Consider the following 18,929-nt stretch of genomic DNA (forward strand, 5'->3'; position numbering starts at 1 on the left):
CGGAAGGACCTTCCGCCATGACCGACCGGCCTGCCCGGCCCGTGCGTTCGTCCGCTCCGCCGCAGGCCGGCGACACCCCTGGCGCCCCGGGGACCGAGGCCGCCCCGCCGCCGGCGCACCGGACGCTCGACGCGCTGTTCACCGCCCAGGTGGCCCGCGCGCCGCACGCGCCCGCGGTGACCGACGGCCGGCGCAGCTGGACGTACCGGGAACTCGCCGACCGGGTCGAGCGCCTGGCCCGCGACCTGGCGCGGCGCGGCGCCGGGACGGACCGGACGGTGGCGCTGGTCCTGCCGCGCTCGATGGAACTGGTCGCGGCGGAGCTGGCCGTCGCCCGGACGGGCGCCGCCTTCCTGCCCGTGGATCCGGCCTACCCCGCCGGGAGACGCGCGCTGATGCTCGCCGACGCCGCCCCCGCCGTCGTCCTGGACGATCCGGCCCGGGTCCGCGCGCTGCTGGAGGCCGACCCGGCCGGCACCACGAACCGGGACGGCACCGCGGACACGCCCGGTACCGCCGCCGCGCCCGACGCCGGCCCGGCGGGCCCGACCGGTACCGCGCTGCCGGGCCCGACCGGCACCGACCACGCGGCGTACGTGATCTACACCTCGGGCTCCACCGGGACGCCCAAGGGCGTGGTCGTCACCCACCGGGGGATCGGCGGCTTCGCCGAGGCGGCCCGCGCGCACTACGCCGTGCGCCCCGGAGACCGGGTGCTGCAGTTCTCCTCGCCCAGCTTCGACGCCTCCGTCCTCGAACTGTTCATCTCCGTCCTGGCCGGGGCCACGCTGGTGATCCCCCCGCACGGCCCCTGGCTGGGCGAGGAACTCGCCGCCGTGCTCGACGAGCACCGCATCACCCACGCCCTCATCCCGCCGGCCGCCCTGGCCACCGTGCCCGGCGGCGCGGGCCGCCACCTGCGCACCCTGATCGTCGGAGCCGAGGCCTGCCCCGCCGAACTGGTCGACCGCTGGGCGCCCGGCCGGCGCATGGTCAACTCCTACGGCCCGACCGAGGCGACGATCGTCGCCACCTGGACCGGCCCGCTGACCGCCGGCAGCGGCGCACCCCCCATCGGCGGCGCGCTGCCGCACACCCGGGCGTACGTGCTCGACGCGGCCATGCGACCCCAACCAGCAGGTACCGACGGCGAGTTGTACGTCGGCGGGGAGGGCGTGGCGCGCGGCTACCTGGGCCGCCCCGGCCTGACCGCCGGGCGCTTCGTCGCCGACCCCTTCGGCCCGCCCGGCGCCCGGCTCTACCGCACCGGCGACCGGGCCCGGTGGACCGCCGACGGCGAGCTGGAGTTCCTCGGCCGGCTCGACCGGCAGGTGAAGATCCGCGGCTTCCGGATCGAGCCGGGGGAGATCGAGGCCGCCCTGCGGGCCCACCCCGCCGTCGACCAGGCCGTCGTCGTGGTCCGGGAGGACGAGCCGGGCCGCGCGCGCCTGGTCGGCTACGCCACGCCCGCCGACCCGGAGCACGCCCCGGACCAGGCGGAGCTGCGCGCGGCGCTGGCCGCCGCCCTGCCGGCCCACCTGGTGCCGTCCGCCGTCGTCGTCCTGGCCGCGCTGCCGCTCACCCCGCAGCACAAGATCGACCAGCAGGCGCTGCCCGCCCCCGCCCGCTCCGGCGCGGCCGGGCCCGTCGCCCCGCGCACCGAGCGCGAACGCGCGCTGGCCGCCATCTGGGCCGAGGTCCTCGGCGTCGACGCGGTGGGCGCCACCGACGACTTCTTCGACCTGGGCGGCGACTCGATCCTCGCCGCCCGGACCCTGGCCCGGGTCACCGAGCGGCTGGGCGTACGGCTCACGCTCCGGGACGTCTTCACCGCGCGGACCGTCGCCGCCCTGGCCCCGCTGGTGGACGAGCGGCGCGCCGCCGCGCCGCCGGAGCCGATCCCGCCCGCCCCGCGCGAGGAGCCGCTGCCGCTGTCCAGCGCCCAGCGCCGCCTGTGGTTCCTCGACGACCTCACCGTCGGGGGGACGGAGTACAACACCGGCGTGGCCCTGCGGCTGCACGGACCGACGGACCCGGCGGCCCTGCGCCGGGCCCTGGCCCGGCTCGCCGCCCGCCACGACTCGCTGCGCACCACCTTCGCCACCGTCGACGGGCAGCTCGTGCAGCGCGTCGCGGCGGCGGGCACCCCGCCTCTGCGCACCGCGGACGTCGGCGACCGGCCGGCCGGGGAGCGTGCCGAGGCGGCCGAACGGCTGCTGACCGAGGAGCTGAACCGGCCCTACGACCTGACGGACGGCCCGCTCGCCCGGGCCCTGCTGGTCCGCCTCGCCGCCGACGAGCACCTGCTGCTGCTGGCGCAGCACCACATCATCACCGACGGCTGGTCGGTGGGCGTCCTCACCCGCGAACTGGCCGCGCTCTACCGGGCGGAGGCCTCCGGCGAACCGGACGCGCTCGCCGCCCCCGGCCTCCAGTACCCCGACTTCGCGCACTGGGAGCAGCGCCGGCGGACCGAGGGCGCCGGAGCGGAGGACGCGCCGGACCTCGCCTACTGGAAGCGGAACCTGGCGGAGCTGCAACCCCTGCAACTGCCCACCGACCGGCCCCGGCCCGCCCAGCGCACGACGAACGGCGCGGCGCACCGCCACCGCCTCCCGGCCGAACTGGTGGCCCGGCTGCGGCACCTCGCCGCGGGCCGCGGCACGACGCTGTTCACCCTGTTCGCGGGGGCGTCCGCGCTGCTGTTCTCGCGCTACTCCGGCCAGCGGGACGTGGCGTTCGGCACCGTCACCACCGGGCGCGACCGGCGGGAGCTGGAGGAGGTGACCGGCTTCTTCGTCAACACCGTGGTGCTGCGCGGCGACGTGGACGAGCGGGCCACCGTCGACCGGTTCGTGGAGAGCGTGCGCACCACCCTGCTGGACGCCTTCGCCCACGCCGCGGTGCCCTTCGACCGGGTGGTCGAGGAACTGGCCCCGCCCCGGGACCCGAGCCGCACCCCGCTGGTCCAGGTCATGGTCGTCCAGCAGAGCCCCACCACCCCGCCGCCCGCCGCAGGCCTGCGCTTCGAGGACCACCCGCTGCCCCGCCCGGCCGCCCGGTTCGACCTGGTGCTGGAGTTCACCCCGGAGGACGCCGACGGCTGCGCGCTGACGGTGGAGTACAACACGGACCTGTTCGACGCTCGGACGGTGGCCCGGATGGCGCGCCACCTGCACCGCCTGCTGGCGGGCATGGCGGACGGCCCGCAGCGCATCCTCGCCGAACTGCCCATGCTCTCCGAGGAGGAGCACCGCACGCTGCTCGACTCCTGGAACCCGCCCGCGCACGGCACCGGCGACCTCCCGGACACCGTGCTGCCCGGGCTGTTCGAGGCGCAGGCGGCCCGTACGCCCGGGCGTACGGCCGTCGGCTGCGGCCCGGTGCGGCGGGACTACGCGGAGGTCAACCGGCGGGCCAACCGCCTCGCCCGGCTGCTGGTCGCCCGGGGCGCGGGCCCCGAGCGGCTGGTCGCGCTGTGCCTGCCGCGCTCCGCCGACCTGCCGTCGGTGCTGTGGGCCGTGCTCAAGTCGGGTGCGGCGTACCTGCCGGTGGACCCGGGCTACCCGGCCGAGCGGATCCGCTTCATGCTGGCGGACGCCGGGCCCGCGCTGGTCCTCGCCACCCGGGAGACGGCGGCCGCGCTGCCCGAGGGGTGGCCCGTCCTGCTGCTGGAGGACGGCGCCGGCCTGGCCGCCGACGCCGACGCCGACGCCGACCTCACGGACACCGGCGACACCGGAGACGCCGACCTCACGGACGCCGACCGCCTCCGGCCGCTGCTGCCGGAGCACCCCGCCTACGTCATCTACACCTCGGGGTCGACCGGCCGCCCCAAGGGCGTCGTGATCACCCACCGCAGCGTCGTCGCCCTCGCCCGCTGGGCGGCCGAGCGGTTCGGGCCCGGCGGGCTGGACCACGTGGTCGCCGCCACCTCGCTCAACTTCGACGTGTCGGTCTTCGAACTGCTCTGCCCGCTGCTCGCGGGCGGGAGCGTCGAGGTGGTCGCCGACCTGGCCGCCCTCGCCGAGGAGCCGGCCCCGCGCCGCGTCGGCCTGGTCAGCGGCGTGCCCTCGGTGATCTCCCGGCTGCTCGCCGGGGGCGCGGCCCCGGTCGACGCGGGCACCGTCGTGCTGGCCGGCGAGGCCCTCTCCGCCCAGGCGGTGGGCGACCTGCGGCGCGCCCTGCCCGGCAGCGCGATCGCCAACATCTACGGCCCCACCGAGGCCACCGTCTACGCCACCGCCTGGTTCGCCGGTGACCGGCTGCCGGAGCAGGCGCCGCCGATCGGCAGGCCGCTCGCGCTGACCAGGACGTACGTCCTGGACCCCGGGCTGCGCCCGCAACCTCCGGGCGTGGTCGGCGAGTTGTACCTCGGGGGCGGCGGCCTGGCGCGCGGCTACCTGGGCCGCCCCGGGCTGACCGCCGCCCGGTTCGTCGCCGACCCGTACGGCGCGCCGGGGGAGCGGATGTACCGCACCGGAGACCGGGTGCGGTGGAACGCCGACGGCGACCTGGAATACCTCGGCCGGATCGACCAGCAGGTCAAGGTGCGCGGCTTCCGGATCGAACTGGGCGAGGTGGAGGAGGCGCTGCGGCGCTGCGAGGGCGTGGCGGAGGCGGCCGCCACCGTCGCCGACGGCGGGGGCAACCGGCGCCTGGTCGGCTACGTGGTCCCCGTCCCGGGCGGGCAGGTGGAGCCCGAGGCCGTGCGCCGGGCGCTCGGCCTGGCCCTGCCCGACTACCTGGTGCCCTCGGTCGTCGTGCCGCTGCCCGCGCTGCCGCTCAACCCCAACGGCAAGCTCGACCGGAGCCGGCTGCCCGACCCGGGGCCGGCCGTGCCCGCCGTACGCCACGTCGCCCCCCGGACCCCCGCCGAACAGGCGCTCGCCACCATCTGGGCGGAGGTGCTGCGGCTGGAACGGGTCGGCGCGGACGACAACTTCTTCGACCTCGGCGGCGACTCCATCCTCGGCATCCAGGTGGTGGCCCGCTCCCGGCAGGCGGGGCTGGCGGTGACCTCCGGGGACCTCTACCGGCACCAGACGGTCGCCGCGCTGGCCCGGTGCGCGGACGACGCCGAACGGCCGGCCGTGACGGCCCGGGTGGCCGCCGCCGGGGCGGGCGTCCTTACCCCGATCCAGCGCTGGTGGCTCGACCGGGCCGCCGGGCGCGCTGGGCACTTCAACCAGGCGCTCTCCCTCCTGCTGGGCACCGACGTGGACCGGGCGGCGCTGGAGGACGCCCTGAACGACCTGGTCGCCCACCACGACGCGCTGCGCTCGGCCTTCACGGCCGACGCCGGCGAGCCCGACCTGGCGGAGCCCGAATCGGCGGAGCCCAGCAACGGAGAGCCCCGCGACGGCGAGAGCGGTACCGGCCCCGGCGTGCGCTGGCGGATCGACGACCGGGCGCCCCGGATCCGCCTGGGCCGGCACACCGGCCCGGACGGCGACACCCCGCACTTCGGCCCCTTCGACCTGGCCGGCGGCGACGGCCCGCTGCTGCGCGCCGTGCTGCACGAGCGCGGCGCGGGGCTGCCGCCCGTCCTGCACCTGGCCGTCCACCACCTGGTGGTCGACGGGGTCTCCTGGCGGGTGCTGGCGGAGGACCTCGACACGGCCTACCGCGCCCGCCGCGAGGGTCGGGACGGGGCGGCGGCCCTGCCGGCGAAGTCCTCCCCGCTGCGGCAGTGGGGCCAGCGGCTCGGCGCGTACGCCGCGGCCGGCGGCTTCGAGGACGAGACGGAGTACTGGGCGCGGGCCGTCCCCGCGCAGGACGGTGACGCCCCGGCGGACCCGTTCCCGGCCGACCTCACGGGGGCCGACACCCACGCCTCGGCCCGCTCCGTCACCGTGCGCCTCGACCCCGCCGACACCGCCGCCCTCCTGCGCACCCTGCCCGACACCTACCGCACCCAGGCCAACGACGTGCTGCTGAGCGCCCTCGGTCGGGCCCTGTGCGGGGCGAGCGGGCTGGAGCGGGTCGTGGTGGACGTCGAGGGGCACGGGCGCGAGGAGCTGTTCGCCGACCTCGACCTGAGCCGCACGGTCGGCTGGTTCACCACCCGGCACCCCGTGGCGCTGGCCGTGCCCGCCGGGGCCGACTGGGACGGCGTCCTCAAGCAGGTCAAGGAGCAGCTGCGCGCCGTCCCCCGACGGGGCCTCGGCTTCGACGCCCTGCGCCACCTGGGGCGCCCCGGCACGGCCCCCGACGCCCCGGCCGCGCGGATCAGCTTCAACTACCTCGGCCGGATGTCCTTCCCGCAGGACGAGGCCGGGCTCTACCGCGGCACCTTCCGGCCCCTGGAGCTGGACGCCGACCCGCACGTCGAGCGCCCGCACGCCCTGGAGGTGGTCGGCCGGCTCGACGGCGACGCGCTGGAGTTCAGCTGGTTCTACTCCGGCGCCGTGCACCGGCGCGACACCGTCGAGGCCCTGGCCCGGCGCTTCGCCGCCGAACTGGCCGACCTCGCGCGGTACGCGGCCCGCCCGGGCGCCGCCGGGCGCACCCCGTCCGACTTCCCGCTGGCCCGGCTCGACCAGGCGGCCGTGGACCTCATCACCGGCGACGACCCGGGCGCGGTGGAGGACGTCCTCCCGCTGACGCCGACCCAGTCCGGGATGCTCTTCCACGGCCTCGCCGAGGAGGACAGCGGCGCCTACTTCCAGCAGCTGGACTTCGTCCTGGACGGCGTGCCCGACCCGGGGCGGCTCGCCGCCGCCTGGCAGTGGGTCACCGACCGCACCCCGGTGCTGCGCGCCCACGTCCGCTGGCAGGAGGTGCCCGAACCGCTGCTGGTGGTGCGGCGGCGGGCGGCCGTGCCGGTCACCCAGCTCGACTGGCGGGGGCTGCCCGAGCCCGAGCGCCGGGGCCGGCTGGCCGAGCTCCTGGACCGCGACCGGGCCCTCGGCCTGGACCTGGCCCGGGCCCCGCTCCAGCGCCTGCTGCTCGTCCGCCTCTCCGACACCCGGGTACGCGTGCTGTGGTCCTTCCACCACCTTGTCCTGGACGGCTGGAGCCTCTTCCAGGTGCTGTCGGACGTGTTCGCCGTGCACGCCGCGCTGGCCCGCTCCGGGCCGGAGACGGCAGAAGTCCCGCCCGGCACCGAGCCCTTCGGCGCCGTCCCGTCCGACACCGAGCCCTTCGGCGCCGTCCCGTACGGCACGGTGCCGGAACGCCGGCCCTACCGCGACTTCGTGGCCTGGCTGCGCGAGCGCGACCCGGCGGAGGCCGAACAGCACTGGCGCGGGCGCCTGGCCGGGCTGGCCGAGCCGACGCCGCTGCCGTACGACCGCGAGCCGCGCCAGAGCCACCGCGCGGAATCCACCCGGGCCGTGCCGTTCACCCTCCCCGCCGCCGCGACCCGGGCGCTGGAAGGCCTCGCGCGCAGCTCCGGCCTGACCCTGAACACCCTGGTCCAGGGCGCCTGGGCGATCCTGCTGGGCCGTCAGGCGAACCGGGACGAGGTGGTGTTCGGCACCACCTCCTCCGGGCGGCCGCCCGAGCTGCCCGGCGTCGAGTCGATGACCGGCCTGTTCATCACCACCCTGCCCACCCGGACGGCCGTGCCCGCCGGCGGCACCCTGCTCGACTGGCTCCGCACGCTGCAACGGGAGCAGGGCGAGGACCGGCGCCACGGCTTCGTCCCGCTCACCCGCCTGCGGGCCGCCACCGAACTCCCCGAGCAGACCGCCCTGTTCGACAGCATCGTCGTCTTCGAGAACTACCCGGTCGAGGACGACGCGGCCGCCGCGCACGGCCTGCGCCTGCGCGACCTGGACGGCATCGAGACCACCAACTACCCGCTCGCCCTGCTGGCCTACCCGGGGCCGGAGCTGGCCCTGCGGCTGTGCTACGACCCGCGGCTGTTCGACGAGGCCACCGTCCGGCGGATGGCCGGGCAGCTCACGGCTGTCCTGACGGGACTGCCCCGGGGCGCCGGGAGCCCGCCCGCGCGCGTGCCGCTGCTGACCGCCGGGGAGCGCCGACGGATCCTCGTGGACTGGAACGCCACCGCCGTCGAACGGACCGAGCGCGACATCGCGGACCTGTTCGCCGAGCAGGTGCGCCGCAGCCCGGACGCCGTCGCCCTGGAGGCGGGCCACGAGCGCATCGGCTACCGCGACCTCGACGCCCGCGCCGCCGCCCTGGCCGGCCGGCTGGCCGCGCTCGGCGTCGGCGTCGAACACCCGGTCGGCGTGCTCATGGACCGCTCCGTCGACCTGGTCGTCGCCCAGCTGGCGCTGGTCCGGACCGGCGGGGTCTACGTGCCGCTGGACGGCAGGGCGCCGCGCGAGCGGCTGCACCTGATGCTGGCCGAGGCCGGCGCGGACCTGCTGCTCACCGACGCGCACGGGGACCGGATGGCCCGCGAACTGCGGCCGGACGGGCAGGTGCTTCGCGTCGACGGGCAGACCTTCGCCGACCTGCCGGCCCCGGCCGCGGCCCCGGTGCCCCACCCCGACAACGTCCAGTACCTGATGTTCACCTCGGGCTCCACCGGCACCCCCAAGGGCGTCGCGGTGCGCCGGCGCGACGTCGCCGCGCTCGCCCTGGACCGCGCCTTCACCGGCCACGACCGGGTGCTCGTGCACTCCCCGCACGCCTTCGACGCCGCCACCTACGAGCTGTGGGTGCCGCTGCTGCGCGGCGGCACCGCCGTGCTGGCCCCGCCGGAGGACCTGGACGCCGCCGCCGTCCGCCGCGCCGTCACCGAGCAGGGCGTGCAGTGCCTGTGGCTGACCGCCGGCCTGTTCCGGCTCCTCGCCCAGGAGGACCCGGGCTGCCTGCGCGGCGCCCGGGAGGTGTGGACCGGCGGCGAGGCGGTACCCGGCGCGGTCGTGCGCCGCGTCCTGGAGGCCTGCCCCGACCTCACCGTGGTCGACGGCTACGGCCCGACCGAGACCACCACCTTCGCCACCCGCCGGGCCTTCCGCGCCGGGGACCGGCTGCCCGCCGTGCTGCCGATCGGACGCCCGCTGGACGACACCCGGGTGTACGTGCTGGACGGCGCCCTCCAGCCGCAACCGCCGGGCATCACCGGCGAGTTGTACATCGCCGGCGCCGGAGTCGCGCGCGGCTACGCGGGCCGGCCCGGCGAGACCGCCGCCCGCTACCTCGCCGACCCCTTCGGGCCGCCCGGCGGCCGGATGTACCGCACCGGCGACACCGCCCGGTGGAGCGAGGACGGCGAACTGCACTTCGTGGGCCGCGCGGACGACCAGATCAAGATCCGCGGCTTCCGCATCGAACCCGCCGAGATCGAGGCACGGCTCACCGCCCACCCGGCCGTCGCGGAGGCCGTCGTCTCGCTCCACGAGGACGCGGGGCGCAAGCGGCTGGCCGCCCACCTGGTGCCGGCGGACGGCGCCGAGCCGCCCTCCGCCGCGGCGCTGCGCGCCCACCTGGCCGCCGACCTGCCCGACTACATGCTGCCCGCGGCCTTCGTCACGGTCGCCGAACTGCCGCTGACCGCCAACGGCAAGGTGGACCGCCGGCGGCTGCCCGCCCCCGACTGGTCGGCGGCGGGCGACCGCGCCCACCGCGCCCCGACCACCGACACCGAACGCGTCCTCACCGCGATCTGGGCGGAACTGCTCGGCGTGGAGCGGGTCGGGGTCGACGACGACTTCTTCCTGCTCGGCGGCGACTCGATCCTGAGCATCCAGGTCGTCTCCCGCGCCCGCGCCGCCGGTCTCGCACTGTCCCCCCGCGACCTGTTCCGGCACCCCACCGTCGCCGCGCTGGCCGCCGCCGCCGGCACCACCGCCACCGTCGCCGGGACCGAACCGGTCAGCGGCGAGGTGGGCCTGACGCCCATCCAGCACTGGTTCCTCGACCCGCACCCGCCGTACGCCGCGGCCTTCGACCAGTCCGTCGTGGTGGAGGCCCCCGGCGAGGTCGACCCGCAGGCCCTGCGCCGCGCCCTGACCGCCCTGTGGGCCCACCACGACGCCCTGCGCTCCCGCTTCACCACCGGGGCGGACGGTGCCTGGCAGCAGCACTGCGCCCCCGCGGACGCCGCCGCCCCCGAACTGCTGGAGGTCGTCGACCTCGGCGCCCTGGACGTGGCGGCGGCCGAGGCCGCCGAGGCCCGGGCCACCGAGGCCGCGCACGCCGCGTTCCGGCTGGACACCCTCCCGCTGCTCACCGCCCGCCTGTTCACCACCGACGGCACCCGGCCCGCCCGGCTGCTGCTGGCCGTCCACCACCTGGTCGTCGACGGCGTCTCCTGGCGGATCCTGCTGGAGGACCTGGAGACCGCCTACCGGCAGGCCGTCGAGGGCCGGCCGCTGCGCCTGCCCGCCCGCACCACCTCCGTGCGGGAGTGGACCCGCCGCCTGCGCGAGCACACCGCGGCCGGCGGCTTCGCGGCCCGGCGCGCCCACTGGGCGGCGGCCGCCCGGCACTGCGCGGCCGCGCTGCCGGTGGACGGCGACGGCGGCAACACCGCCGCCGACCTGCGTGCCGTCACCGTCCGGCTGGACCGCGAGCGCACCGGGGACCTGCTGCGCAAGGTCCCCGGGGTCTACCGCACCCGGATCGACGACGTCCTGCTCACCGCCCTGGGCCGGGTGCTCGCCGGGTGGACCGGACGGCGCACCGTCGCGATCGGCCTGGAGGGGCACGGCCGCGAGGACCAGCTGTTCGAGGACGTCGACCTGTCCCGCACCGTCGGCTGGTTCACCTCGCTCTACCCCGTCGCCCTCGACGTCCCGGACGGGGACTGGGGCACCGCGCTGAAGGCCGTCAAGGAGCAGCTGCGGGCGGTGCCGGAGCGCGGCCTCGGCTACGGCGCGCTGCGCCACCTCGCCCGGGACGAGCAGCTCGCCGACGCCCCGGCCCCCGGGATCGGCTTCAACTACCTGGGCCGCTTCGACTGGTCCGCCGACGGCGCCGCCCTGGTCCGCGCCGTCCCCGGCGGCCTCGGCGGCGCGGAGGCGCCCGGCACCGAGCGCCCGCACCTGCTGGACGTGATCGCCCGGGTCGAGGACGACCGGCTGGAGATCGGCTGGTACTACAGCGCGGGCCGGCACCACGAACGGACCGTCACCGCGCTCGCGGACGCCATGCTGCGCGCCCTGGAGGACATCGTCGCCCACTGCGCCGAGCCCGGCGCCGGCGGCCGCACCCCCGCCGACTTCCCGCTGGCCAGGCTGGACCAGGCGGCGGTGGACCGGATCGCCGGGGACGGCCGCAACGTCGCGGACGCGTACCCGCTGACGGCGATGCAGGCGGGCATGCTCTTCCACAGCCTGCTGGACCCGGACGCCCACACCTACGTCAACCAGGTCCAACTGGTCCTCTCCGGGATCACCGACCCGCACGCCCTGGCCGCCGCCTGGCAGCAGACCGTGGACGCCAACGCGGTGCTGCGCACCCGGCTCGCCTGGCAGGACACCGCCGAACCGCTCCAGGTCGTCCAGCACCGGGCCGCCGTCCCGGTGACCCACCACGACTGGACCGGCCGCCCGGCCGACCGGATCGAACGGGACACCGCCCGGCTGCTCGCCGAGGACCGGGCGGCCGGCCTCGACCTGGCCGCCGCACCGCTGATGCGGCTGACCCTGGTCCGGCTGTCGCCGACCCGGGTGCGGGTGGTGTGGACCTTCCACCACGTCCTGCTCGACGGGTGGAGCGCGGCCCAGGTCTTCGACGAGGTGTGCGAGCGGTACGCCGCCCTGGCCGCCGGACGCCGGCCGAACCCGGCCGCGCGCGCCCCCTTCGCCGACTACCTGCGGTGGCTGTCCGGGCAGGACCCGGCGCGGGTCGAGCGGTACTGGCGCGACACCCTGGCCGGGTTCCCCGCCCCCACCGAACTGCCCCGCGACCGGCGCCCGGCCGAGGCGCACCGCGCCTCCTCCTCCGCCTCGGTGCGGGTGACCCTCGACAACGACCTGTCGGAGCGGCTGCGCACCACCGCCCGGCAGGCCGGGCTGACCGTCAACACCGTGCTCCAGGGCGCCTGGGCGCTGCTGCTCTCCCGCTACGGCGGCGGGGACGACGTGGTCTTCGGCACGATCGTCTCCGGCCGGCCCGCCGAACTCCCGGGCGTCACCTCGATGGTCGGGCTGTTCATCAACGCGCTGCCCACCCGGGTGCGGATCGACGCCGGCCGCTCGCTGCTGGAGTGGCTGCGGGAGCTCCAGGACACCCAGTCCGAGGCCCGCCGCTACGACGCCGTCTCCCTGGCGCAGCTCCAGAACTGGAGCGAACTGCCGGGCGGCACAGCCCTGTTCGACAGCATCGTGGTCTTCGAGAACTACCCGTTCGACGCGCAGGCGCTGACCCGGCACGGCCTGGGCGTCGAGACCGAGCACGTCCTGGAGCCGACCAACTACCCGCTCGGCGTGGTGGTCGCCCCCGGCGACGCCATCGCGGTCAGCCTCGACCACGACCCGGCCGTCTTCGACACCGCCACCGTCGAGGCGCTCGGGGCGGGCCTGTGCACCCTGCTGACGGCGATGGCGGACGGCCTCGACCGGCCGGCGGCGCACCTGCCGCTGCTCGACCCGCCGCGGGCGCGCGAACTCGTCGACCGCTTCGGCGGGGCGGCGGTCGAGGCACCGCAGGACACCGTGCCCGAGGCCTTCGCCCGGCAGGCCGCCCGCACGCCCGACGCCCCGGCCGTCCGCTGCGCCGACGTGCTGCTGACCTACCGCGAGCTCGACGAGCGGGCCAACCGCCTGGCCCGGCTGCTGATCGCGGCCGGCGCCGGGCCCGAGCGGTTCGTCGCGCTCGCGCTGCCCCGCACCGCCGACCTGGCCGTGGCACTGCTGGCGGTGCTCAAGAGCGGCGCCGCCTACCTGCCGGTCGACCCCGGGTACCCGGCCGAGCGGATCGCGTTCCTCTTCGCGGACGTCCGGCCCGACGCCGTGGTGACCGACGCGGAGACCGCGGGGCGGCTGCCGGCGGGCCCGTTCACCCGGATCGTGCTCGACGACCCGGGGTGCGCCGAACGGCTCGCCGCCGCCCGCCCCGACGCCGTGCGCGACGACGAACGGCTCGGCGCCCTGCTGCCGCAGCACCCCGCGTACGTCATCCACACCTCCGGCTCGACCGGCCGCCCCAAGGGCGTCGTGGTCGCCCACGCCTCGGTCCTGGCCCTGACCGACTGGGCCGCCGCCGAGTTCGCCGACCACGGGCTGGCCCACGTGGTGGCCGCCACCTCGCTCAACTTCGACGTGTCGGTGTTCGAGATCTTCTCGCCCCTGCTCGCCGGCGGCTGCGTGGAACTCGTCCGGGACCTGCTGGCCCTGGCCGAGCGCCCCGGGCCGTGGCGGGCCGGCCTGCTCAGCGCGGTGCCCTCCGCCCTGGGCGGCCTCCTCGCGGAGGACGCCGTGCGCCTCGGCGCGGACACCGTCGTCCTGGCGGGCGAGGCCCTGCCCGCCCGCACCGTGCGCCGGCTGCGCGAGGCCGTCCCCGGCTGCCGGGTGCTGAACATCTACGGCCCCACCGAGGCCACCGTCTACGCCACCGCCTTCGCCTGCGACCCCGCCGACCCCGACCGCGACCCGCCGATCGGCCGCCCGGTCGGCGGCGCCCGGGCCTACGTCCTGGACGACCGGCTGCGCCCGGTGCCCGTCGGCGCGCCGGGGGAGCTGTTCCTGGCCGGCACCGGCGTCGCCCGCGGCTACCTGCGCCGCCCGGGCCTGACCGCCGCCCGGTTCCTGCCCGACCCCTTCGGCCCGCCCGGGCGCCGGATGTACCGCACCGGGGACCTGGTGCGCTGGACGGCCAACGGCGACCTCTGCTACCTCGGCCGCGCGGACGACCAGGTCAAGGTGCGCGGCTTCCGGATCGAACTCGGCGAGGTCGAGGCCGCGATGGCCCGCCACCCGCAGGTGTCGGCGGCCGCCGCCCGGGTCGTCGACCACGACGGCCACCGGCGCCTGGTGGGCTACGCGGTGGCCCGCGAGGGCGGACTGCCCGACCCCGTCGAGTGGCGCGCCTTCCTCGGGCGCACCCTCCCCGACCACCTGGTGCCCGCGCTGGTGGTGCCGCTGGAGCGGCTGCCGCTCGGCGCCACCGGCAAACTCGACCGCCGCGCGCTGCCCGCCCCGGTGTGGGCGGCCCCGGCCGCACGCGGCGACCGACCGCCGCGCACCGGGACCGAACGCACCCTCGCCGCGATCTGGCGCGAGGTGCTCGGCGTGCCCGACGTGGGCGCGGACGACAACTACTTCGCGCTCGGCGGCGACTCGATCCTCGGCATCCAGATCGTCTCGGCGGCCCGCCGGGCCGGGCTCGCGCTCACCCCCCGGCACCTGTTCGCCCACCAGACCCTGGCCGAACTCGCCCTCGCCGCCGAGGAGTCGCCGAGCCCGGCGGTCGCCGCCGAACAGGGCGCCGTGGTCGGCGACGCCCCGCTCACCCCCGTCCAGCACTGGCTGCTGGACACCCTCGGCGGGGACACCGCCCGGTTCACCCAGTCGGTCTCCTTCACCCTCGCCCCCGGCACCGAGGAGCCGCTGCTGCGGGCCGCGCTCGCCGCCGTCCTGGACCACCACGACGCGCTGCGCCTGCGGTTCGAGCCGCTCGGCGACGGCCGGTGGCGCCAGCACGGCACCGCGCCCGGCGAGGAGCCGGAACTGCGCACGCACCGACTGCCCGCCGCCCCGGCGCAGGAGCGCGAGGCGACGCTGCGCGAGCTGGCCGAGCGCCTGGCCGCGGGCTTCGACCTGGCCGAAGGGCCGCTGCTGCGGGCCGCGCTGTGCCGCTTCGACGGCGAGCGGCACCCCGTCCTGCTGCTGGCCGCGCACCACCTGGTGGTCGACGCGGTGTCCTGGCGCGTGCTCCTGGAGGACCTGGACACCGCCCACCGCGCGCTGAGCGCGGGCGAACGCCCCGACCTCGGCCCCAAGAGCACCTCCTTCCGGGCCTGGGCCGAACGCCTCGCCGAGCACACCGCGGCCGGCGGCTTCGACGACGAGCACGCCCACTGGCACGGGCTGGAGCACGGCGCCGCGACCGCCCTGCCGACCGACCTCGACGGCGCCAACACCGCCGCCACCGAGGAGTCGCTGGACCTCGCCCTGGACGCCGAGGACACCCGCCGGCTGCTCCAGGACGTCCCGGAGGTCTACCGCACCCGGGTCAACGACGTCCTGCTCTGCGCCCTGGGCCGGGTGCTGGCCCGCTGGACCGGCCGGGACCGGGTGACGGTCGCCCTGGAGGGCCACGGCCGCGAGGAACTGTTCGACGGGGTCGACCTCTCCCGGACCGTCGGCTGGTTCACCACGCTGTACCCCGTGGCCCTGGACGTGCCCCGGGACGCCGACACCGGCACCGCCCTGAAGACCGTCAAGGAGAACCTGCGCGCCGTACCGCGCGGCGGGCTCGGCTACGGCGCCCTGCGCCACCTGCGGCCCACCGCCGCTGCCGAGCCCCGGCTGCCCGACCCGCCGCAGCGGCTGCCCGACCTGCCGCAGATCGGCTTCAACTACCTGGGCCGGCAGGACCGGACCCCCGCCCCCGGCGGCCTGCTGCACGCCCCCGCCGGCCCGCTCACCGGCGGCATGGACCGGGCCGCGGACCGGCCGCACCTGCTGGACGTGCTCGGCCGGGTGAGCGACGGGAGGCTGGCGTTCACCTGGTCGTACTCCCGCGCGGTGCACCATCGCGCCACCGTCGCCCGGCTCGCCGCCGAACTGCTGGACGAGCTGCGGGAGATCGTCCGCCACTGCGCCGAACCCGGCGCGGGCGGCCGCACCCCCGCCGACTACCCGCTGGCCCCCCTGGACCAGGCCGCCGTCGACCGACTGGCCGGCACCGGACGGGACGTGACGGAGATCCAGCCGCTCACCCCCACCCAGACCGGCATGGTGCTGCACGGCCTGGACGAGGCCGAACACGGCCTGTACGTCGAGCAGATCACCTTCGTGCTGGACGGCGCCCGCGACCTGCGGCCGCTGGCCGCCGCCTGGCAGCACGTCGTCGACCGCACCCCCGTGCTGCGCACCGCCGTCGTCCTGCGCGACGTGCCCGTACCCCTCCAGGTGGTCCACCGGGACGTGACGCTGCCGGTCACCGAACACGACTGGAGCGCACTGCCGGAAGCCGAGCGCGAAGCCCGCCTGGAGCGACTGCTCGCCGACCAGCGGGCCCGCCCGCTGGCCCTGGACCGGGCCCCGCTGCTGCGGCTCGACCTGATCCGGCTCGGGCCGGACGCGGCGCGCGTGGTGTGGACCTTCCACCACGTGCTGCTCGACGGGTGGAGCGTCTTCCACGTCCTGTCCGACGTCCTGGCCGCCCACGCCGCGCTCGCCCGCGGCGACCGGCCGGGCCTGCCCGAGCGCCGGCCCTTCGCGGACTACGTCGGCTGGCTCGCCGCCCGCGACACCGCCGCCGCCACGGGGCACTGGCGCGGCGTCCTGGCGGACCTCACCACCACGGCGCTGCCCTACGACCGCAAGCCCGCCCAGGGCGACACGGCCCGCTCCGGCGCCTGGCTCTCGCACCGGCTGGCCGAGGCCGAGACGGACCGGCTCCAGGAGTTCGCCCGCCGGCACCGCCTCACCCTCAACACCCTGGTGCAGGGCGCCTGGGCGCTCCTGCTGTCGCGGTGGAGCGGCGAGCAGCGGGTGTGCTTCGGCACCACCGTCTCCGGGCGCCCGGCCGACCTGGCCGGCTCCGACGCCATCGTCGGCCTGTTCATCACCACCCTGCCCGCCCACGTCACCGTCGACGGCGCCCAGCCCTGTGCCGCCTGGCTGCGCGCGCTCCAGGAGGAGCAGGCCGAGGACCGCCGCTTCGACCACCTGCCGCTGGCCGCGATGCACGGTCTGAGCGGGCTGGCGCCCGGGACGGCGCTGTTCGACAGCCTGGTGGTCTTCGAGAACTACCCGGTCGGCGACGCGACGGCCGGCGCCCACGGCCTGCTGATCCGCGAACTGGACGCCAGGGAGGCCACCAACTACCCGCTCACCGTGGTCGTCTCGCCCGGCGACCGGCTCGCCGTCGAACTCGGCCACGACCCCCGGTACATCGACCGGGCCACCGCCGAGAAGCTGGTCGCGCAGCTGCTGCACACCCTGGCCGCGCTGGCCGGCTCGGACGGCACCGCCCGCCTGGACGACCTCGACCTGCTGCCGCCCGGGGAACGCGAGCGGCTGCTGCGCGGCCCGGCCCGTCCGGCGGGCGGCCCGGTGCCCCCGGCGGCCCTGCCCGCCCTGGTCGAGGCCGCCGTGGACCGCCGGCCGCACGCCCCGGCGCTGAGCGCCCCCGGACTGGAGCTGACCTTCGCCGAGGCCGAGGCGCACGCCAACCGCCTGGCGCACCGGCTCATCGCGCGCGGCGCCGGCCCCGGCGAGGTGGTCGCCCTCCTGCTGCCGCGCTCGGCGGACATGGTGCTCGCCCAGCTGGCGGTGGCGAAGACCGGCGCCGCGTTCCTGCCGGTCGATCCCCACTACCCCGACGAGCGCGTCGAGTTCATGCTGCGCGACGCCGCGCCCGCGCTCACCCTGGACGCCAAGGAGGTCGCGGCGCTGCTGGCCGCCCCGCCGGACGGCGCCCCCGACCACCGCCCCGCCGACCCCGACCGGATCCGCCCGCTCGACCTGGACGACCCCGCCTACGTCATCTACACCTCCGGCTCCACCGGCACCCCGAAGGGCGTCGTCCTCACCCACCGCGGGCTGGCCGCCTTCGCCGCCGCCGAGGCCGAGCACTACCGAGTCGCGCCGGGGGACCGGGTGCTGGCCTTCGCCACCCCCAGCTTCGACGCCTCCGTGCTCGAACTGTGCATGTCCCTGCCGCACGGCGCCCGGCTCGTGGTGCCCGCCCCCGGACCGCTGCTCGGCGCCCAACTGGCCGAGGTGCTCCGGACGGAGGCGATCACCCACACCCTGCTGCCGCCGGCCGCCCTCGCCACCCTGCCCGCCGACACCCCCGGCACGCTGCCCGCGCTCAGGACCCTGGTGGTCGGCGCCGACGCGTGCGGCGCCGACCTGGTGGCCCGCTGGGCCCCGCACCACCGCATGGTCAACTCCTACGGCCCCACCGAGGCCACCGTCGTCGCCGCCTGGTCCGCGCCGCTGGCCCCGGACGGCGCCGCGCCGCCGATCGGCCGCCCGCTGCCCGGCACCGGCGCCTACGTCCTGGACGCCCGGCTGCGGCCGGTGCCCGACGGCGTCACCGGCGAACTGTGGCTGAGCGGACCGGCCCTGGCCCGCGGCTACCTCGGCCGTCCTGGCCTGACCGCCGCCCGCTTCACCGCCGACCCGTACGGGCCGCCCGGCACCCGGATGTACCGCACCGGCGACCTGGTGCGCCGCGACCACCGGGGCGAACTGCACTACCTGGGCCGCACCGACCACCAGCTCAAGCTGCGCGGCCACCGCATCGAGGCGGGCGAGGTCGAGGCCGTCCTGACACGCCACCCGGCCGTGCTGGACGCCGTGGTGACGGTGCGGGAGGACGAGCCCGGACTGCCCCGCCTGGTCGCGCACCTGCTCGCGGCCCCCGGCGCCGAACCGCCGACCGGCGCCGAACTGCGCGCCCTGGCCGCCCGCTCCCTGCCCGGCCACCTCGTCCCCTCGGCCTTCGCCGTCCTCGACCGCTTCCCGCTCACCGCGAGCGGCAAGACCGACCGCGCCGCGCTGCCCGCCCCCGCACCCGAGGAGGAGCAGCGGCCCGACCGGCTGGCGCCCCGCACGCCCACCGAGGAGGCCGTGGCCGAGATCTGGGCCGAGACCCTGCGGACGGACGTCGGCGTGACGGACGACTTCTTCCAGCTGGGCGGCGACTCCATGCGGGCCCTGCTGATCGCCTCCCGCGCCAACGATGCCTTCGGCGTCACGCTCACCCCCCGCGACGTCCTGGTCTCCCGCACCGTGGCCGCCCTGGCGGAACTGGTGGAGGACCAGGTGCTGAGCGAACTCGAAGACGCCGCGTCCGGCGGCCCCGACGATGACGAACGGTGAGGA

1 protein-coding gene is annotated in these 18,929 nt (G+C 77.3%); it reads left to right on the forward strand.

Annotation, left to right across the window (positions count from 1 at the left end):
* Positions 1–17 precede the first annotated feature (17 nt).
* Positions 18–18,926: a non-ribosomal peptide synthase/polyketide synthase gene (locus ACFVTF_RS18680; protein ID WP_387814710.1), complete on the forward strand. Its 18,909-nt coding sequence runs from the start codon at positions 18–20 to the stop codon at positions 18,924–18,926.
* Positions 18,927–18,929 lie beyond the last annotated feature (3 nt).

It is taken from the genome of Kitasatospora sp. NPDC057940 (assembly GCF_042887425.1).
Classification (GTDB): domain Bacteria; phylum Actinomycetota; class Actinomycetes; order Streptomycetales; family Streptomycetaceae; genus Kitasatospora.

Coding starts and splice junctions, on each gene's coding strand:
- ACFVTF_RS18680 (WP_387814710.1), top strand. CDS start 18: ATGACCGACCGGCCTGCCCGGCCCGTGCGTTCGTCCGCTCCGCCGCAG.